Annotated in this window: 17 protein-coding genes and 2 pseudogenes; 11 read left to right on the top strand and 8 right to left on the bottom strand. The window is 60.7% G+C overall.

The annotated features are described in order from the left end of the window. Positions 1 to 75: 75 nt before the first annotated feature. Positions 76 to 351: a hypothetical protein gene (locus ACSAMP_RS12985; protein WP_441796002.1), complete on the bottom strand. Its 276-nt coding sequence runs from the start codon at positions 349 to 351 to the stop codon at positions 76 to 78. Between the two features lie 260 nt (positions 352 to 611). Between ACSAMP_RS12985 and ACSAMP_RS12980 the strand changes: the two genes are divergently transcribed. After that, on the top strand, positions 612 to 1,526 hold the full coding sequence (locus ACSAMP_RS12980) for a hemolysin family protein (protein ID WP_457800722.1): 915 nt from the start codon (positions 612 to 614) through the stop codon (positions 1,524 to 1,526). Between the two features lie 19 nt (positions 1,527 to 1,545). Here the strand turns inward: ACSAMP_RS12980 and ACSAMP_RS12975 are convergent, their stop codons facing one another. The 3 genes from ACSAMP_RS12975 to nrdR all read right to left on the bottom strand — a co-directional run bounded on the left by ACSAMP_RS12975 (position 1,546) and on the right by nrdR (position 3,796). Then, a complete protein-coding gene (locus tag ACSAMP_RS12975; protein WP_457800721.1) occupies positions 1,546 to 2,892 on the bottom strand; it encodes an alanine/glycine:cation symporter family protein in 1,347 nt (448 codons plus the stop codon). A gap of 113 nt (positions 2,893 to 3,005) precedes the next feature. After that, positions 3,006 to 3,299, bottom strand: a complete 294-nt coding sequence (locus ACSAMP_RS12970; RefSeq protein WP_457800720.1) for a hypothetical protein — start codon at positions 3,297 to 3,299, stop codon at positions 3,006 to 3,008. A 41-nt stretch (positions 3,300 to 3,340) separates the two neighbouring features. After that, on the bottom strand, positions 3,341 to 3,796 hold the full coding sequence (gene nrdR / locus ACSAMP_RS12965) for a transcriptional regulator NrdR (protein WP_147560995.1): 456 nt from the start codon (positions 3,794 to 3,796) through the stop codon (positions 3,341 to 3,343). Between the two features lie 349 nt (positions 3,797 to 4,145). Here nrdR and purF point away from each other — a divergent pair, with 349 nt between their 5' ends. From purF to ACSAMP_RS12950, 3 genes are all read left to right on the top strand, one after another. Further along, positions 4,146 to 5,567: an amidophosphoribosyltransferase gene (gene purF / locus ACSAMP_RS12960; RefSeq protein ID WP_457800719.1), complete on the top strand. Its 1,422-nt coding sequence runs from the start codon at positions 4,146 to 4,148 to the stop codon at positions 5,565 to 5,567. A 144-nt stretch (positions 5,568 to 5,711) separates the two neighbouring features. Continuing rightward, a complete protein-coding gene (locus tag ACSAMP_RS12955; protein WP_457800718.1) occupies positions 5,712 to 6,149 on the top strand; it encodes a MarR family winged helix-turn-helix transcriptional regulator in 438 nt (145 codons plus the stop codon). After that, entirely contained in the window at positions 6,146 to 7,492 is a 1,347-nt protein-coding gene (locus ACSAMP_RS12950; RefSeq protein ID WP_457800717.1) for an MATE family efflux transporter, read from the top strand. The genes ACSAMP_RS12955 and ACSAMP_RS12950 overlap by 4 nt, the downstream gene beginning before the upstream one ends. Before the next feature lie 58 nt (positions 7,493 to 7,550). Here ACSAMP_RS12950 and ACSAMP_RS12945 read toward each other — a convergent pair whose 3' ends face one another. From ACSAMP_RS12945 to ACSAMP_RS12930, 4 genes are all read right to left on the bottom strand, one after another. Continuing rightward, a complete protein-coding gene (locus ACSAMP_RS12945; protein WP_457800716.1) occupies positions 7,551 to 9,179 on the bottom strand; it encodes a gamma-glutamyltransferase family protein in 1,629 nt (542 codons plus the stop codon). Positions 9,180 to 9,296: 117 nt separating this feature from the next. Next, positions 9,297 to 11,306 carry a TRAP transporter permease gene (locus ACSAMP_RS12940; RefSeq protein ID WP_457800715.1) on the bottom strand — a complete coding sequence of 670 codons (2,010 nt, stop codon included), beginning with the start codon at positions 11,304 to 11,306 and terminating at the stop codon, positions 9,297 to 9,299. Further along, a complete protein-coding gene (locus ACSAMP_RS12935) occupies positions 11,299 to 11,802 on the bottom strand; it encodes a DUF1850 domain-containing protein (protein WP_441795996.1) in 504 nt (167 codons plus the stop codon). The genes ACSAMP_RS12940 and ACSAMP_RS12935 overlap by 8 nt, the downstream gene beginning before the upstream one ends. A gap of 79 nt (positions 11,803 to 11,881) precedes the next feature. After that, on the bottom strand, positions 11,882 to 12,934 hold the full coding sequence (locus tag ACSAMP_RS12930) for a TAXI family TRAP transporter solute-binding subunit (protein WP_441795995.1): 1,053 nt from the start codon (positions 12,932 to 12,934) through the stop codon (positions 11,882 to 11,884). Positions 12,935 to 13,225: 291 nt separating this feature from the next. Between ACSAMP_RS12930 and ACSAMP_RS12925 the strand changes: the two are divergent. The 7 genes and pseudogenes from ACSAMP_RS12925 to ACSAMP_RS12895 form a co-directional block, all read left to right on the top strand. Beyond that, positions 13,226 to 13,789: pseudogene (locus ACSAMP_RS12925) on the top strand (LytS/YhcK type 5TM receptor domain-containing protein); the annotation flags it as partial. A gap of 424 nt (positions 13,790 to 14,213) precedes the next feature. Further along, positions 14,214 to 14,453: pseudogene (locus ACSAMP_RS12920) on the top strand (histidine kinase); the annotation flags it as partial. Between the two features lie 18 nt (positions 14,454 to 14,471). After that, complete coding sequence (locus ACSAMP_RS12915; protein ID WP_457800984.1) at positions 14,472 to 14,894, top strand: sensor histidine kinase; 423 nt, start codon at positions 14,472 to 14,474, stop codon at positions 14,892 to 14,894. A 92-nt stretch (positions 14,895 to 14,986) separates the two neighbouring features. After that, entirely contained in the window at positions 14,987 to 15,712 is a 726-nt protein-coding gene (locus ACSAMP_RS12910; RefSeq protein ID WP_457800714.1) for a LytR/AlgR family response regulator transcription factor, read from the top strand. Positions 15,713 to 15,811: 99 nt separating this feature from the next. Next, on the top strand, positions 15,812 to 16,483 hold the full coding sequence (locus ACSAMP_RS12905; protein ID WP_457800713.1) for a trimeric intracellular cation channel family protein: 672 nt from the start codon (positions 15,812 to 15,814) through the stop codon (positions 16,481 to 16,483). Positions 16,484 to 16,789: 306 nt separating this feature from the next. Then, complete coding sequence (locus tag ACSAMP_RS12900; RefSeq protein ID WP_457800712.1) at positions 16,790 to 17,227, top strand: transposase; 438 nt, start codon at positions 16,790 to 16,792, stop codon at positions 17,225 to 17,227. Between the two features lie 346 nt (positions 17,228 to 17,573). Next, positions 17,574 to 18,242 (top strand): hypothetical protein, encoded by a 669-nt coding sequence (locus tag ACSAMP_RS12895; protein ID WP_457800711.1) that lies wholly within the window; start codon positions 17,574 to 17,576, stop codon positions 18,240 to 18,242. Positions 18,243 to 18,344: the final 102 nt, after the last annotated feature.

The raw sequence follows: 18,344 nt of genomic DNA, 5'->3' as shown, positions 1-18,344 counted from the left end.
TCTTTTCTTGCCGTGTCAAAGTCGAAGGACAGGACCACGCCCCGTGCCCACTGGCTCCGCCGCGCCTTGGTCTGGTCAGACGGCAACGCTCTTTTCTCCTTCCCACAGGTCGTAATACTCCAGCTTGCAGAAGTATTCTTTCATCCGCTTCAGCTTGCAGTAGAAAAAGGTCACCGGGCCGAAATCGTCGTTGTCTGTGACTGGGCCGCCCTTGCAATAAGTCTCGTCATCGATCTTCTCGATTTGGAATTTCCGCTGCAAGGCGCACAGCTGGCGCTCGGCGGTCAGCCGCTGGGCGGGGGTGAGATCGTCCCGCAGGACAGCCACGACTTTAAAGTTACGATCCGCCATAGAAACCACTCCTTTTTCGGGATGTTCGTAAGGAACAAGATGGGCAGGCCGCTTCAGCCAACAGACGAAATTTTGTCTTATAATTTCTTATACGCAAAAAAAGGGAGGATTCCTCTTTTTCCACAAAAAATTTTTGAAAAATTTTCGTGGTCGCGGAAGAGGGGGACAAATCACCGGCTTTCCCTTGCGCTGGGGGCGGGGGTGTGGTATGATATTCTTGCTATTTTAGATGCACAAAACCGTTCAAGGGGGAGTTTTTCGTGCCTGGGGACCAAATATGGCCCATCGTATTGTTGGGGATCAGCCTGTTGGGAAACCTGATCCTGCTGTTTCAAAAGCCCATCCGCCGTCTGCTGCGCCGGGAGGAGAAGGTGTCGGAGGACAACATCATGGCCATGGTGGAGGAGGGCGAGGAGTCCGGCGCCATCCAGAGCAACGAGAAGACGCTCATCGAAAACGTCTTTGACTTTGATACTATGACCGCCCGGGACGTGATGGTCCACCGCACCGACATGGTCACGTTGGAACTGGATGATGATGACGACACGGTGATGGAGACCATCAAAAGCTCCGGCCTGTCCCGCTTCCCGGTGTATCAGGAGGACGTGGACGACATCGTGGGCGTGCTGTCCACCCGGGAATATCTGCTCAACTGCCGCCTGCCCCAGCCCAAGCCCATGAAGGATCTGCTCCGCCCGGCCTATTTCGTGCCGGAGACCGTGCCCACCGACGTGCTGTTCCGGGACATGCAGGGGAAAAAGACCCACATGGCCCTGGTGGTGGACGAGTACGGCGGCACCAGCGGACTGGTCACCATGGAGGACCTGCTGGAGGAGCTGGTGGGCAAGATCTATGACGAGTTCGACCCCCAGGAGGAGCAGGACATCATCCGCCTGGAGGACAACAAGTGGCGGGTGTCCGGTTCTGCGGACCTGGAGGAGCTGGCCCAGGTCATCGGCATTGAGCTGCCCGAGGAGGAGGACCGGGACTATGACACCCTGGGCGGCCTGGTGTTCTCCCAGCTGTCCGTCATCCCCGAGGACGGCAGCCGCCCGGTGGTGGAGGCCCTGGGCCTGCGCATCCGGGTGGAGGAGCTGTGTGACCGCCGGGTAGAGTGGGCCCTGGTGGAACGCCTGGAACCTGAGAATGAGCACCACGGGGAAGAGAATACGTAAACAAATATCCTGGCGGCCTTTAAAACCGCCAGGATATTTTTGTGCGCAGTTCCCCGAGTGCTGTCGGCGCCAGGACGATCAGCCCCACCAGGTTGGGCAGGGCCATCAGGGCGTTGCACAGGTCCACCAGTTCCCAAACCACGGCGTTTTCCCACACCGCCCCCAGGGGGATGCACAGGAGAAACAGGGCCCGGTAGAGGGGCAGCAGGCGGTCATCCCCGGTGAGATAGCGCAGGCACTGCTGGCCGTAATAGCTCCAGCCCAGAATAGAGGAGAAGGCGAACAGCAGCAGACACAGGGACACCGTCCAGCTTCCAGCCGGGCCAAGCACGGAGGAGAAGGCTGCGGCGGTGAGAGAGGTCCCGGTGAGGGCCTTCGGCGACCCCGGCTGCCACACGCCGCTGACCAGAATGACCAGAGCGGTGACGGAGCAGACCAGCAGGGTGGCCAGGGCCACCTCGAACATCCCCCAAAAGCCCTGGCGGACGGGACAGGCGTGGTCAGCGGCTCCGTGGGCCATGGCGGAGGGGCCTAAGCCCGCCTCGTTGGTGAATACCCCCCGGGCCACCCCATAGCGCAGGGCGGAGGCCACCGTCCAGCCCGCTCCGCCGCCCAGAGCGGCCCGGGGAGAGAGGGCACAGAGAAAAATCAGTTTCAGCGCTCCGGGCAGGGCCGTGGCCCGGCACAGCAGCACCCAGCCCCCGGCCCCCAGATAGAGCAGGGCCATGGCGGGGACCAGGGCAGAGGACACCCGGGCGATGCGCCCCACCCCGCCCATCAGGACCAGGGCGGCCAGGGCGGCGGTGACCAGTCCCGTAGCTAGCCGGGGGAGAGCGAAGCTGCTCTCTAATGCCTGGGCGATGGAGGAGGACTGGACCAGGTCGCCCCCGGCCAGGGTGGCGGGGAGACAGGCCAGGGTGAACCACAGGGCGGCCCCGTGCCAGCCCAAGCCGTCCCGGAGATAGAACATGGGCCCGCCCTGCATCCCGCCCCCGGGAGCGGGGCGCTGAAAGCGGACGGACAGCAGCTTCTCCCCAAAGCCGGTCATCATGCCCAGCCATGCGGACGCCCACATCCAGAACACCGCCCCCGGCCCGCCCAGGGTCAGGGCGGTGGCCACCCCGGCGATGGACCCCGTGCCCATGGTGGAGGCCAGAGCTGTGGCCAGGGACTGAAGAGGGGACAGGCCCCGTTTAGCGCCCTTCTCCCGGCGGAACAGCCCGCCCAAAGTGGCCCGCAGCCAGAGGGGCAGGCCGAACAGCTGAAAAAAGCCGGAGCCCAGGGAGTAAACAAGCCCCGTGAACAAAAACAGCCCCAGCAGCCAGGGGTTCCAAAGAGCGTCCGCCGCCCGACCAACCCAAGACACAGCCCTCACCTCCGCCCAAAAGCATATGCGGGCGGGGAGAAAAATAGGCCGGAGGGGAGAGAACATAAAAAAGCGCCAGCACCCAGGCTGACGCTTTCAAATTTGATGATTCGTTATTGGGGCGACTGGGGCGGAAGGACACACTCCTCAAAACGGGGAATGCCGTCTTCCAGGCTGACGTTGCAGCTTGCCCGAAAGGGAAACTGGGAGGGTCCATCCAGAACGAATGTGTCGAAGTTGTTTTGCGGGCGATGCTGATCGTCCACGCCCACAAAGCAATATACGCTGTCGGCGCTCTCGCCGTATATGGATATGGCATAATTCTTGTGGGCCAGGATGAAATCCCTGCCCAGCTTGTCGGCACAGGCGTCGATCCCGATTTTTTTTGCGGCTTCTTTGCTCAGCATATGCGCGGCCTCCTTTGCAGAAGAAAAAATCCCGGCGGCTTTTACTTATCCTCCAGCAGCTTATTCAGCTCGTCCAGGAAAGTGTTGATGTCTTTGAACTGGCGGTAGACGGAGGCGAAGCGGACGTAGGATACCTCGTCCACCTTTTTCAGCCGGTCCATGACCAGTTCGCCGATCTGGGCGGAGCGGACCTCCCGGTCCATTTGGCTTTGCAGGGTCTGCTCGATGTCGTTGACGATGGCCTCCAAGGTGGCATAGCTCACCGGGCGCTTTTCGCAGGCCCGGATCAGGCCGCCCAGCACCTTGTTCCGGTCAAAGCTCTGGCGGCTGCCGTCCTTTTTCACCACCATCAGGGGCAGGCTCTCCATGGTCTCGTAGGTGGTAAATCGCTTGTGACAGGCCAGACATTCCCGCCGGCGGCGGATGCTGGCGCCCTCGTCCGCGGGACGGGAGTCGATGACCTTGCTTTCAGGGTGGGCGCAGAAGGGACATCTCATGGAAATTACCTCCTAGGAGCGGTGAGTGAGACGGGATTTTACAGGAAACATTATGCCATGTTTTTCGGTTCCGGGCGAAGCCCGGGAGAAAAACGGCTTGAATAAATGGTAAAATAACTGCTAGCAGTTATTTTACCATAATTTTTTTCCGTTGGGTAGCCCTTTTTCCCGCCTTGTGAAAATCTCACAGAAAGATCCTGCAATGCCGGGGCGCATATCATCGGGTTTGCGCTCCGGTTTCCGTTGCGAAAACGGGAATATCGGGGGTATAATATTTTGTACGGACAACGACGCCTGGATAGGGGCGTCGTTGCGCTTTTTTGGCGCATAGGAGAAAGGAGCGGCGCAAATGGCAGACAGAGCAGAGACAGAACTGGAGTGGGACGGGCCGGACATGGGCCTGCACGAGGAGTGCGGCGTGTTCGGCGTCTATGACCCGGCGGGGGGCTGTGCCCAGACCACCTATTACGGGCTGTACGCCCTGCAGCACCGGGGACAGGAGGCTTGCGGCATCGCCACCATCAATGACCGGGAGCAGTCCTTTTATAAGGACGTGGGCCTGGTCAGCGAGGTGTTTGACAAGCAGACCCTCCAGCGGCTGAACGGGACCATGGCCGTGGGCCATGTGCGCTATGCCACCACCGGGGCCAGGGAGCGGGAGAACGCCCAGCCCCTGACCATCAAATATGTGAAGGGCACCCTGGCGGTGGTCCACAACGGAAACCTGGTAGGGGTGGACCAGCTGCGGCAGAAGTTTGAGTATCAGGGGGCCATTTTCCACACCACCAGCGATTCAGAGCTGATCGCCTATGCCATCGCCCAGGCCCGGCTGCGCTGCGGCAGCGTGGAGGAGGCGGTGTGCCAGGCGGCGTCTAAACTGCGGGGGGCCTTCTCTCTGCTGGTCATGTCGCCCCAAAAGCTCATCGCCTGCCGGGACCCCTGGGGCTTCCGCCCCCTGTGCATGGGCCGGAAGGGCCAGGCCATCCTGTTCGCCTCGGAGTCCTGCGCCATCGAGGCCGTGGGCGGCAGAGTGGAGCGGGAACTGGAGCCCGGCGAGGTGGTGGTGGTCCAGGACGGCCAGGTCCGGTCCATCCGGGACAACTGCCAGGGCAAGTCCCACATGTGTATCTTCGAGTACATCTATTTCGCCCGTCCCGACTCCATCATCGCCGGGCAGTCGGTCCACCAGGCCCGGGTGAACGCGGGCCGTCTGCTGGCCCGGCAGAATCCCGTCCCCGCCGACGTGGTGGTGGGGGTGCCCGACTCCGGCCTGGACGCCGCCCGGGGTTATGCCCTGGAGAGCGGCCTGCCCAACGTGATGGGCTTTGTGAAAAACCGCTATGTGGGCCGCACCTTCATCACCCCCGACCAGCAGAGCCGGGAGCAGGCGGTGCGCATCAAGCTGTCCGCCCTGCGCAGCGAGGTGGAGGGCAAGCGGGTGGTCATGGTGGACGACTCCATCGTCCGGGGCACCACTTGCAGCCAGATCATTGCCCTGCTGCGGGAGGCGGGAGCCACGGAGGTCCACATGCGGGTGTCCGCCCCGCCCTTCATCTCCCCCTGCTACTTCGGCACCGATATCCCGGACAAGGAGCGGCTCATCGCCTGCCACCACTCCATCGACGAGATCCGGGACATGACCGGAGCGGACAGCCTGGACTTTCTGTCCCTGGAGAACCTGCAAAAGCTGGCCCCCAACGCCCAGTGCGGTTTCTGCGAGGGCTGCTTCACCGAGCATTATCCCATCCCCGTGGACGGGACAGCGGAGTAATAGGAGTCATGCAGGACCAGACGCCCCGGAGGGAGGCAGGCCGCCGTGCCCGCGCCCGCCGGGGCGTTTTTCGCCTTGACGCGCTTAGATAATTAAGCTAATATAATGATATTATCTTAATTGTTTAGAGGGGGAAGTGGGACAATGGACCTGCGGCAGGCGTTGGACCGGTTTTATTACAGCACCGCCCTGTGCGATCTTCGGCTGATGAACCGGAAGTTTGTGGACGAGACCATCACCTATAACAGTCTCTTATATCTGGAGCTGATCTTCACCATGGAGGGCAGATGCACCGCCTCCCGGTTGGCGGATATGCTCCACGTGTCCCGCCCGGGAGTCACGTCGAAGGTAAACGAGCTCATCCGCCAGGGCCTGGTGACGAAGACTCCAGACCCGGAGGACGGGCGGCGGTATTTCCTGTCGGTGAACGAGGAGGCCGTCCCAAGGTATCAGGTCTATCGCCGCCAGGACGGGGAGGTCATCCGGCGCATCACCCAGCGCTTTTCCCCAGCGGAGGTGGCCCGGTTTTGCGAGATGCTGGACGTGATCGCTCAGATCAACTTTGAGGAGCTGGAGAAATGAGGGGGCGGACACTGACGGAGGGGCCCGTGCTCTCCGGTCTGCTGACCTTCTGCGGGCCGGTGCTGCTGGCGCTGATCCTCCAGGCCCTGTATGGGGCGGTGGACCTGTGGGCAGTGGGACGGTTCGGCACCACTGCGGACATCTCCGCCGTGTCTACCGGCAGCCAGACCATGCAGATGGTCATCGGCGGGATCACCGGCCTGTCCATGGGGGTCACGGTGCTGCTGGGCCGGGCCATGGGACGGGGGGACGACGACGGTGCGGCCCGGGCCGTTGGGGCCAGCCTGTGGGTGTTCGGCCTGCTGGGAGCGGCGCTGAGTCTGGTGATGGTGCTGGCCGCCGGACCCATCGCCAGGGGGATGAACGCCCCGGCGGAGGCGCTGGACCAGACGGCGGACTATATCCGCATCTGCGGCGGGGGCAGCCTGTGCATCGCGGCCTATAACCTGCTCAGCGCCATTTTTCGGGGCATGGGGGACGCCCGGTCACCCCTGGTGTTCGTAGCCATCGCCTGTGTAGTCAACGTGGCGGGGGACCTGGCGCTGATCCGGGGGCTTGGCCTGGGGGCTGCCGGGGCGGCCATGGCTACCGTGGCGGCCCAGGGAGTCAGCGTGGTGCTGTCCCTGGCCCTCATCCGCCGCCGGGGGCTGCCATTTGTCATACGCAGGACCCACCTCAGACCGGACGGCCGGACTGCGGGGAGCATCCTCCTGCTGGGCGCGCCCATCGCCTTGCAGGACGTGTGCAATGAGGCGTCTTATCTCATCCTCATCGGTCTGGTGAACGCCCTGGGGGTGACGGCCTCCGCCGGGGTGGGCATCGCTGAGAAGCTGGTGCTGTTCATTCTGCTTATCCCGGTGGCGTATATGCAGTCCATCTCGGCCTTTACGGCGCAGAACCTGGGGGCCGGACAGCCGGACCGGGCGAAAAAAGCCCTGTGGACGGGGATGGCCACCGCCGTGCTCCTGGGCGGACTTGCGGCCTGGGCCGCTTTTTTCCACGGGGAGGCCCTGTCCATGCTCTTCCTCCACGGAAAGGGCGGGGGACAGGGAGCGGTGGCGGCGGCCAGCTGGGAGTTTCTGCGGGCCACCTCTGTGGAGTGCCTGCTTTTGTCCGCCGCCTATTGCCTGACGGGCTATTTCAACGGCCTGGGCCGGACCCGGTTGGTCATGGTCCAAGGGCTGTGCTCCATCTTCCTGGTGAAGATCCCATATGCCTGGTGGGCCAGCCGCCAGGCGGAGCCGGAGCTGTTTCAGATCGGCCTGTCCACCGTGTGGGCGGCCCTGTTTTCCCTGGTGGTTTGCCTGATCTACTACCGGTGGAAGGGAAGAAAACTGTCATAAAAAGCGCCCGGAGAGCGGCTCTCCGGGCGCTTTGCGCTGTTTTGTGTTGACTGTAAGATCACCAGGCGGCCACCGCGCCGTCGCAGCGGGGCTCGGTCCCGGCGATGAGAGTGCCGTTTTCACACCGCCAGATGATCTGGCCCCGGCCCATGGCGATGCGGTCATCGATGATCTCCACCTCGTGGCCCATGGCGCGCAGCTGCTGGGCGATGTCCTCACCGGCCTCCCGCTCCAGCTGGAGCTTTTTCCCGCCGATCCACTGGATGCGGGGGGCATCCAGGGCCTCCTGCGGGTTCATGTGATAGTCCAGGGTGTTGATGATGACCTCCGCCTGGCCCTGGGGCTGCATAAAGGCCCCCATCACCCCGAAGAGGCCCACCGCCTGGCCGTCCTTCAGCAAAAAGCCGGGGATGATGGTGTGATAGGACTTTTTGCCCCCGGCCAGACAGTTGTCGCTGGCAGGGTCCAGGGAGAAATTGGCCCCCCGGTTCTGCAGGGAGATGGCCGTGCCGGGGATGGCCACGCCGGAGCCAAAGGTGGTGTAGTTGCTCTGGATGAAGGAGACCATGTTGCCCTGCTCGTCGGCGGTACACAGATAGATGGTGCCGCCGCAGCGGGGGTCCCCGGCCTTGGGCTCCAGGGCCTTGTCGGAAATGAGCGCCCGGCGGGCGGCCAGATAGCCGGGGCTGAGCAGCTGGTCCACCGTGGTCTTCATATACCGGGGGTCGGCCACATAGGTCTTGGTGTCGGCAAAGGCCAGCTTGATGGCCTCCATCACCTTGTGATAGTGCTCGGCGCTCTCCCGATTTTCCGGCATGGTCATCCCGTCCAGAATGCCCAGGGCCATGAGAACGGTGATGCCGTGGCCGTTGGGCGGGATCTCGCACACGGTATAGCCCCGATAGTTCTGGGTGATGGGCTCAACCCAGTCCGGGTAATAGTTCTCAAAGTCCTCCCGGCAGAAATAGCCCCCCGTCTTCTGGGAGAAGGCCACGATCTGCTCCATCAGTTTTCCCCGGTAATAGCTCTCGCAGCCGGTGGCGGCCAGCTCCTCTAACGTGTCGGCATAGTCGGGGAAGCGGAAGATATCTCCCGCAGCGTAGGGGGTGCCGTCTGGCTTCATAAAGCTCTTCCACCAGTATGCGTAGGGGGCGGGGTCGGTCTCCATGGCCTTGGCGATGCGGCGGTTGTCTTTGCTCCACTGGCGGGCCACGTTCACAGGCACGGGATAGCCCTCCCGGGCATAGGCGACGGCGGGGGCGAACAGCTCGGCCAGGGGCTTGGTGCCAAAGCGGCTGTTCAGGGCGGCCCAACCGGCGGGGGCGCCGGGGACCATGGTGGGCAGCCAGCCCTCCTTGGGCACCTGGTCAAAGCCCAGTTCCCGGACCTTATCGGCGGAGAGGGCCATGGGGGCCACGCCGCTGGCGTTTAAGCCGTAGAGCTTCTGATCTTTTTCAATCCACACCAGGGCGAAGCAGTCGGAGCCCAGGCCGTTGCCTGTGGGCTCCAGCAGGGGCATGGCGGCGGCCATGGCCACGGCGGCGTCCACGGCGTTGCCGCCGGACTTCATCACGTCCAGACCGATCTGGGCCCCCAGGGGGACAGAGGTACAGGCCACGGCCTTTTTGGCATAGACCACGTTGCGGCGGGAGGAGTAGCGATAAATAAGCGGGTCGAAGCGGGGCATACAGCAGTCATCCCTTCTGAAATTTGATTGATAGCTTCAGTATAGCAGAGAAGCAAAGTAAGGGCAAGAGAGACGAAAAAGGGAGCGCCGGGGCGCTCCCTTTTTCATGTGCGATCATCAGGCAGCGGACGGGGAGACGGGGGACTGGGGGTCCTTGTGCCGGGGCTGATAGACCAGCTTTTGATAGGCAATGATGATGGCCAGGATGGCGATGCCGCCGATGTCGGTGAGGGTCTTGCTGTCGATGAGCATCAGGGCGCCGGCCATAGAGGCGAAGCGCAGCAGCCAGTTCAGGTTGCCGAACAGGTGGCCCTCCACGGCGGCGGCGATCATCACCACGCCGATGCAGGAGCTGATGACCACCTGGGTGCCGCTGAGCCATGTCACGTTCTCCAGCAGCAGCTGGGGGTTATACATGAACATATAGGGGATGATGAATCCGGCCAGGGCCAATCGCACCGATTGCCAGCCTGTCTTCATGGGACTGCCGCCGGACAGACCCGCCGCAGCGAAGGAGGCCAGGGCCACAGGGGGGGTCAGGTTGGCGAACATGGCAAAGTAGAAGCAGAACAGGTGGGCGGCCAGCTCGGGCTGGCCCAGCTCCACCAGGGCGGGGGCGGCGATGGTGGCGGTGATCAGATAGGAGGGGATGGAGGGCAGGCCCATACCCAGGATCATGCAGGTGATCATGGTGAACACCAGGGTGAGCAGCACGCTCTCCTGGCCGATGCGGATGATGGCGTGGGCCACGTTCAGGGCGAAGCCGGTCATGCCGCACACGCCCACGATGATGCCCACGCAGGCGCAGGCGATGGCCACGGAGACGGTGGACTTGGCACCGGAGACAAAGGCATCGCAGATGTCCTTCAGGCTCATGCGGCTGATGGGCCGCAGCTCGGCCACGATGATGGTGACCACGATGGTCCAGAAGGCGCTGAAGATGACCGTTTTGCCGCTCCAGATGAGCATATACAGCAGGAAGGCGATGGGGATAAGCAGATGGCCCCGCTCCCGCATGACCTGGCCGGGCTTGGGCATCTGCTCCTTGGGCAGGCCGTTTAGGTGCTCTTTGGTGGCCCGCATCTGCACCTGGACCAAAATACCCATGTAATACAGCAGGGCGGGGATGACGGCGGCCTTGATGATGACTCCGTATTGCACCCCCAGGGTCTCGGCCATGACGAAGGCGGCGGCGCCCATAATGGGGGGCAGCAGCTGGCCGCCCACCGAGGCGGTGGCCTCAACGGAGCCGGCAAACTCCTTGGAGTAGCCTGTCTTTTTCATCAGGGGGATGGTGAAGGTGCCGGTGGTGACCACGTTGGCCACGGCGGAGCCGTTGATGGAGCCCAGAAAGCCGGAGGCCAGCACGGCCACCTTAGCCGGGCCGCCCTTGGTGTGACCGGCCAGGGCGTTGGCGATGTCGTTGAAGAACTGGCCCATGCCGCACTTGTTCATCACTTCGCCGAAGATGATAAACAGGACGATATAGGTGGCGGCCACCTTGACGGAGGTGCCGTAGATGCCGTAGATATCGGTGGTGAGATAGGTGACGACGCGGTGCCAGTTATAGCCCCGGTGCATGAAGAGACCGGGCATATACCGGCCGAATATGGCATAGACCAGGAAGATGACGGACAGGATGCTCAGGGCCGGACCGCTGAGTCGGCGGGAGCACTCCAGCACCAGCAGGATCAGGATCGTACCGAAGATAATGTCAATGGTCTCGCCCTGGAAGCCGGTGGAGATGAATACGGGATAGCGGACGAATACATAGATGGGCATGACCGCCGACAGAGCGAAGCAGATCCAGTCGTACCATACGACCTTTTTCCGGCTGGACTTTTTAAAGGCGGGGTAGAGCAGGAAGCCGATCATCAGCACCAGTCCCACATGGATGGCGTGGTGCTTGATGTTCACCATCTGTAAAATGCGGATGCCAGAGGCATAGGCCAGGTGATACAGGGTGAAGAACAGACACAGGACATAGACCAGCTTGTTCAGCCAGTCGGCCTGGAACTTGCGGGTGCGGGACTCTTTTTCATATTTCTCCATGATCTCGGCGCCCTTTTCGGCATCGATAGGAGAGGCGTCAGCCGTTGTGACGGCGGTTTTTTCCAAATCAGCCACGGAATAGATACCCCCTTGTTGGAATGATCCTGGCCTCGACGCGGCTTGCGTCGGGCAGGGAGCGGAAGTCGAAAATTTCGGTTCCGTTCAGCGTGAAGGTTTTCATGTACTTGTCAGAGGTGATCCAGTGCAGGGTGGGGAAGAGACTGTTGATGTCCTCCATCCACACCAGGCCGCCCTCCACCCGGGTGGGCACGTCCATCTCGGCGGGGATGCCCGCCCCATAGCCCGCCACGGCGATGGCATCCAGATTGAACTCCAGTCCATCGGTGACGGAGTAATACTCATACCAAGGGATGTGCTCGAAGGAGTGCTCGATCTCCAGGGAGAGCTTGTCGCCCGGGGCGATGGGCCAGGCGGCGATGAGTTCATCCGCCTTGCGGTCCCGCAGCTGGAGCTGATAGCCGCTGGGGATGAGAAAGGCCAGATATCCGGCCAGTACCAGGACGGCCAGCAAAAGCAGCGCCGGGAGAGGGTGTTTTTTCAGTATGTTCATGGTGGTGCCTCAAAGAGAGGGGGTGCGGACGGGCCGTGCCGCCCGCACCCGGGTCAGATGTTGGGAAGCTGACGGAAAATCAGCTGATGTAGCCGTTGTCTCTCCAGAAGGCCTCGGCACCGGGGTGCAGGGGCAGCTGGATGTCGTCCACGCCGAAGGAGATGTCGATGTTCTTGTCGGCGGCGTTGTGAGAGGCCTTGATGGTGCTGATGTTCTCGAAAATGCCCTGGAGCATGTCATAGACCATGTCGTCGCTCAGGTCCTTGCGCACCAGCATGATATTATAGACGAACAGGCCCTCCACGTCCTCGGTGTTGTTATAGGTCCCGGCGGGGATGACGGACTTGGCGTAGTAGGGATACTCGGCCACCAGCTTGTCCCGGCCCTCGCCGTCGATGGGGACGATGACCATGTCATACTGCACGCCCAGGTCCATAATGGTGGAGTTGGGCAGGCCGGAGGTGACGAACACCGCGTCGCACTGGCCGTTCTTCATGTTGTCGATGGCCTCGCCATAGGCCAGATAGTCGGGGGTGATGTCGTCATAGGTGATGCCATAGGCGTTGAGGATCATGCGGGCGTTGATCTCCACGCCGGAGTTGGCCGCGCCCACGCCCACGCGCTTGCCCTTCAGATCGGCCACGGAGTTGATGCCGGTGCCCTTCACGGTGACCAGCTGCACATAGTTGGGCCACAGGCGCATCAGGGCCCGCAGGTCGGAGGCCTCGCCCTTGCCCTCGTAGGCGCCGGTGCCGGTGTAGGCCTGCATCACTGCGTCCTGCATGGCGATGGCGATCTCCGCGTCGCCGTTGAGGATGTTCTGGATGTTCTGGCCGGTGGCGTTGGTGGCCTCGGCGGAGGTCTGATAGCCATAGTCCTTCAGGGCGGTGGCGAAGGCGCCGCCAATGGGGAAGTAGATGCCGGAGGTGGGACCGGTGCCCACGGTGATGAACTCCTTAGAGCGTTCCTCGGGGGTGAGACCCTTCACCTCGCCGGCGGACTGAGAGGTGGAGGCGTCGCTGCCCGAGCCACTGGAAGCGGGGGTGCTGGTGTTCCCGCTGCTGCCGCAGGCAGCCAGGGACAGGGCCATGCTGAGTGCCAGTGCCAGGGACAAGAGCTTCTTTAATTTCATCTTCAATTTCTCCTTTACACTAGTTTCTCCGTGTAGGAAACGGGCTGCTTCCCTTTACGCCGTTCATAATATGTTAATATTTTCACCAATGCAAGAAAAATTGCGTGAACGGTAGCAATGGGCGGGTGAACGGGTGTGTGGGGCGGGGAACCGGAATGACATTTTCTGAAAGAAACTGAAATTTTGTGGTACTTTCCCTATTGAAATTACAGCGCCGATTGGTATATTATTTCGTTAAGAAAGCATAAAAAGCCGCCTGTACAGGTGAGACCGAAGGGAAGGAGTATTTCTATGCAGAATAACCTTTTCTTTTCCCTGACGCTGAACATCAGTCTGCTGGTGCTGATGGCCACCATTTTAACGGAGGTGCGCCCCCTGCGGATGATCCTGAAGCGTCAGGATCGCTCGGTGAGCAGCCAGCTGGTGCTGGGGGCCATCTTCGGGGTGCTGTCCATCAGCTGTACTTACACGGGCCTGGCCTTTCAGGGGGCGGTGGTGAACACCCGGGTGGTGAGCACCGTGGCGGCGGGGCTGGTGGGCGGCCCCATCAGCGGCCTGTGTGCCGGGGCCCTCAGCGGGCTGCACCGCTATTTCTACAATCCGGCGGGCTTTACCTCCCTGGCCTGCGGCATCGGCACCTTCTGCTTCGGCGCGGTGGGGGCATTGGGCTGCCGGTGGTTCACCCGCCGGTCCCGGCGCACCAGCGACTTGGTCTTTCTCACTCTGGTGGCCGAGCTGGTCCAGTGCGGCCTGATCCTGCTGCTGTCCAAGCCCTTCGAGGCCGCCGCCGCCCTGGAGGAGGCCATCCTGCTGCCAAAGATCCTGGTGAATTCCCTGGGGCTGATCGCCTTTATGCGTATACTGGACCGGCTGAACCGGGACCTGACCATCGAGCTGGTGGAGCAGCGGGCGGTGGCCCTGCTCATCGCCCAGGAGTGCCTGCCCTATCTCCGCCGGGGGATGGGGGACCGGGCGGCCCTGCAAAAGGCGGTGGACATCGTCCGGGACAAGCTGCCCACGTTCCAGGTGGCCCTCACCGACTGCGGCCAGGTGCTGGCCAGCAGCGGCTGGGAGCTGCCGGAGGGCCAGCTGCCCCTGCCCGCCCGGGCGGCCATGGAGACCAACGACGTCTTCATCCAGCTGGACGGGGAAGGAGGCCAGTTGGGCCATTTTATCCGCCCCCCTGCGGGCGGACGAGCGCATCACCGGGGCGCTGCTGCTGCGGGTGCCCGTGGGGCCAAACCTGGTGCTGGACGCGGACCGGCGTACTTTGGTCAGCATGGCGGACTTCTTCTCCGTCATGCTGGAACTGGGGGAGACGGAGCACCAGATCGCCCTGCGCAAGCAGGCGGAGTTCCGGGCATTGCAATCTCAGATCAACCCCCACTTTCTGTTCAACGCCCTGAACACCATCTCCGGCCTGTGTCTCACCGACCCGGACCGGGCCTGTCAGACGGTGCTGGTGCTGGCCAACTATTTCCGCCAGACCCTCACCATCAACGAGCCGGTGGTCACCCTGGAGCAGGAGCTGTCCAACGTGGACAACTATCTGATGCTCACCGAGGCCCGGTTCGAGGGGGCGCTCCACGTCCACAAGGAGCTGCCCGACGATCTGACCGCCCTGCGTCTGCCGCCCCTGATCTTACAGCCCATCGTGGAAAACGCCGTGCGCCACGGCTTTAAGGCGGTGGATGACCGGCGGGTGTCCCTGGTCATCCGACAGGACGATCAGCGGGCCTATATCCAGGTGAGCGACTGCGGCCCCGGCTTCTCGGACGAGGTGCTGCGCAAGCTGGATGACCCCAACGACCCCACATATACCGGGCTGTTCAACGTGCGCAAGCGGCTGCGGGCCATCTATGGGGACGCCTGTGAGTTTTCCATCCAAAACAGCGATGACGGGGCCACGGTGGCCTTCTCCATCCCCCTGACCCCGCCCCACATGCCGGATACGCTGTGAGTTTTTGGCGTTCCCACCCCCGCAGGGGGTGGGAAACACAGGTTTTAATGAATGAAAACAGAAGAGAAAAGAAGAGCAGGAGGGGGAGAGACATGCGCATTGCGGTCATTGATGACGAAAAATATTCCCGCATCGTGCTGACCCACCAGATCCGCCAGCTGCTGCCCCAGGCGGAGGTGGCCCAGGCGGCCAGCGGGGCCCAGGCCATGGAGCTGTTGGAGCGGCAGAGCTTTGACGTGCTGTTCATCGACATCCGCCTGGGGGACATGGAGGGGACCACCATCGCCGCCCTGGCCCGGCGGCTGATGCCCAGGGCCAAGATCATTTTCGCCACGGCCTATTCTGAGTTTGCCGTGAAGGCCTTTGAACTGCGGGCGGACGACTATATCCTAAAGCCCTTTGACCCGGAACGCATCCGCCGGGCCCTGGAGCGGTGCATGGAACCCCATCCGGAAGCAGCCGCGCCCCAGCCCCGCCCCCTCCACCGCATTGCGGTGAGCAGCAACCGCAGCACCACCCTGCTGGACACGGAGGACATCACCTATATCGAGACCGACGGCGTGGGCCGGGGCTGCGTCATCCACACCATCTCCGGCAAGCGGTATAACGACAGCACCCCCCTGGGGGAGTATGAGACCCGGCTGGAGGGGGAACAGTTCTATCGGGTCCACAAGACCAGCCTGGTCCACCTGAAGTATGTGGACAGCATCTTCCCCTGGACGGGCAACGGCTTTGCCCTGCGGGTGCGGGGGGAGGACACCGTTCTGCCCATCAGCCGGGACCGGGTGCGGGAGCTGCGGCGGAGACTGAGCATTTAAGATGGAACTGCGTTCATTTTCTTTACAACAGCCGCCCTTTTCTGTTAAAATAGAGCAAAGACAAGCGAGAACCATTTGCCAGAGAGGACGTGACGCGCTGTGCATTTTGATGCCGATACCCTGATGAACGCTGCCGATATGCTGGGCACGGTGGCCTTCTCCATCTCCGGGGCCATGACGGCCATCCAGCGGGGGCTGGACCTGTTCGGCGTGTTCACCTTGGGCATCGCCACCGCCCTGGGAGGAGGCATCGTCCGGGACATCATCCTGGGCCGGTGTCCCCCGGCGGCTTTTGTGGACTGGGAGTATCTGGTGATGGCTGCCCTGGCCGCCTGGGCGGTGTTCCTCTTCGGGTGGTACACCAGCCGGGGGGAGCGGCCCGTGTCCTTTCGGGACAGCCAGTTTCTCAACGTGTGCGATGCCATCGGACTGGGGGTGTTCTCCGTCATCGGCGTGCAGGCGACTGTCGACGCGGGCTATGTGGAGAACCCCTTTTTCTGCATATTCTTAGGGCTGACCACCGGCGTGGGGGGCGGCGTACTGCGGGATGTGCTCAGCTGCACCACCCCCGCCATCCTCCGCAAGCACTTCTACGCCATGGCCTCCCTGGTGGGGGCGCTGAGCTATTACTGTGTCCGACCCGCCTATCCCAGCGGCTCCATTTTCTTCACCACGGGGCTGGTGGTGTTTTTAAGAGTGATGGCCTATCGCTACCGCTGGGAGCTGCCCAAACTGCCTTTTGAAGAGCCGAAAAATAAACCAGAGACATAAAGAAACAGGCCCCGGAGCGCATGAAAATCGCTCGGCCAATGTCATTAAGTTAATCTAAAAACCCAGCCGTTGAGGGGCGGAAAGATGCTTCCCTCTTCTTAACGGCTGGGCGCTTTTTGGGCTGTTGCATTTAATTAACCGCAAATTTTGAATAAAATGTAAAGAATTGCCCTATCCGCTTGCTTTTTCCGCCGCATGGAGATAGAGTAAATTAAACGCCGTGGTGAACGGTGTTCGCAAGCAGAAGTTGAGACAGCCAAAATGTGATAGTTTAGCCAAAATTGATTGAATTTTAGAAGTTTTTGATTGCTTTTGTTTGGCTGCCACTTCTCTGCCCCGTCCTTTACGCTTGCGGATATTCGGGAACTGTATCATCTCCGTTGGGGTATAGAAACCTCGTTCCGCGACCTCAAGTACACGCTGGGTCTTGTCAATCTCCACGGCAAGTCCGACGCTTTTGCGGAACAGGAGATATACGCCAGCTTGACGGCGTTTAACTTCGCAAGCCGCGTCTGTAAAGAAGTCGTTGTCCGTCAGCCGAAAAACGGCGTTTACGCCTACAAGGTCAATTTCAAAATGGCGGTCATGCTCTGCAAGGAGTTCTTGCGAACGCCCCGCGCGGACGGCGAAACGCTGTTAAAAGAAATCGCACGGCATACCGTTCCCATCCGCCCTAACCGACAGGACGAGCGGAACTTGCGCACCAAGGGATTTTACGGTTTTGTCTACCGCATAGCCGCGTAAAAAAGAGGGGGTGGTGTTTGCGGACACCGCCCCCTCAACGCATTTATTTTTTCAAAACGCTGTTTTCGAGGGTCAAAACGCGCATTTTCAGAAAAATAAATGCCGCCTTAACTTAACAGCCGTAGCGGAAAGACTTGTGAGCGACGCATAGGGGCATATCGGAAGAAAAGCTGACCGACCTCACAACAAGTCTGCGCAAAGATAGAAAAGTCAGCAGAAACCACCACGAATTGTAAGAGTGAAATTGTTAGGAAAAGATCTCAACAAGCCCTGCCAATGTACTGAAAATTCCATCACGGGTTTTCTGCGGTCCATCTTTTTATTGCTCTGTATGGAAACGCATGATATGATGGATTTGGCAGCGGTGAAAGAAACCGGCAAATCGGAATTTGGCGGAGGTGTTGTTATGAAAAAGTTGATAACATTAGTTTTGGCATTGGTTGGTGTTTTAGCATGGGTTAGTTGTTCAAGTAATTCGACACCAGCTAATATGCAAGATGTTTTGAAGGGTAATCAACCGTTCTATTATGCTGCTAATGGTGGATCTGATTTTGCTTCTGTTAATATAGCCGATATTCCATCTTTATTTAATTCTGATGATGCCTATATGGCTATTCAAAACTATGCAATGATTGATTTGGACGGTGACGGTAGTGAAGAAGCGGTCGTTTTTGTTTGTGGTGTAGCTGGCGATACCGGAGGATATTTAGTTCTTCATAGCAGTGATGACCATGTGTATGGCTATCGGACAGACTATCGTACATTTGAAAATCTCAAAACGGATGGCACCTTTATCTATTCCGATGATTTGGGTTCAAAGGAGGGCGTTGCTACTATCGGCTTCACTCAAGACGGCCTTGTTATAACTGATGTCTTATCTGCCACAGGACAGGCATACACGATGGATAATTTCATGATAAACGGCAAAAAAGCCACACAAGAAGAATACAATGCCGAAAAGGAAAATCAAGACCTAAAAAACAATGTGGAATGGCATGAGTATCCTATATCCTAAAAGCCGTATCGTGATTGAATTGCAACGTGAAATTCCAGTTTGATGAAGTACAAGGCCATCTTCGAGCGCAACGCCGACCGTCTTGTGAACGCCAATACCATC

It is taken from the genome of Flintibacter sp. SJQ-8, assembly GCF_054108085.1.
The sequence above is the reverse complement of the archived record's forward strand: the minus strand, read 5'-3'. Positions and strand labels throughout refer to the sequence as shown.

Bases quoted from the DNA above. Each gene is read 5' to 3' on its own strand.
- purF (WP_457800719.1), top strand. From the start codon at position 4,146: ATGGCAGACAGAGCAGAGACAGAACTGGAGTGGGACGGGCCGGACATG.
- ACSAMP_RS12945 (WP_457800716.1), bottom strand. From the start codon at position 9,179: ATGCCCCGCTTCGACCCGCTTATTTATCGCTACTCCTCCCGCCGCAAC.
- ACSAMP_RS12955 (WP_457800718.1), top strand. From the start codon at position 5,712: ATGGACCTGCGGCAGGCGTTGGACCGGTTTTATTACAGCACCGCCCTG.
- ACSAMP_RS12930 (WP_441795995.1), bottom strand. From the start codon at position 12,934: ATGAAATTAAAGAAGCTCTTGTCCCTGGCACTGGCACTCAGCATGGCC.
- nrdR (WP_147560995.1), bottom strand. From the start codon at position 3,796: ATGAGATGTCCCTTCTGCGCCCACCCTGAAAGCAAGGTCATCGACTCC.
- ACSAMP_RS12895 (WP_457800711.1), top strand. From the start codon at position 17,574: ATGATGGATTTGGCAGCGGTGAAAGAAACCGGCAAATCGGAATTTGGC.
- ACSAMP_RS12910 (WP_457800714.1), top strand. From the start codon at position 14,987: ATGCGCATTGCGGTCATTGATGACGAAAAATATTCCCGCATCGTGCTG.
- ACSAMP_RS12950 (WP_457800717.1), top strand. From the start codon at position 6,146: ATGAGGGGGCGGACACTGACGGAGGGGCCCGTGCTCTCCGGTCTGCTG.
- ACSAMP_RS12985 (WP_441796002.1), bottom strand. From the start codon at position 351: ATGGCGGATCGTAACTTTAAAGTCGTGGCTGTCCTGCGGGACGATCTC.
- ACSAMP_RS12935 (WP_441795996.1), bottom strand. From the start codon at position 11,802: ATGAACATACTGAAAAAACACCCTCTCCCGGCGCTGCTTTTGCTGGCC.
- ACSAMP_RS12970 (WP_457800720.1), bottom strand. From the start codon at position 3,299: ATGCTGAGCAAAGAAGCCGCAAAAAAAATCGGGATCGACGCCTGTGCC.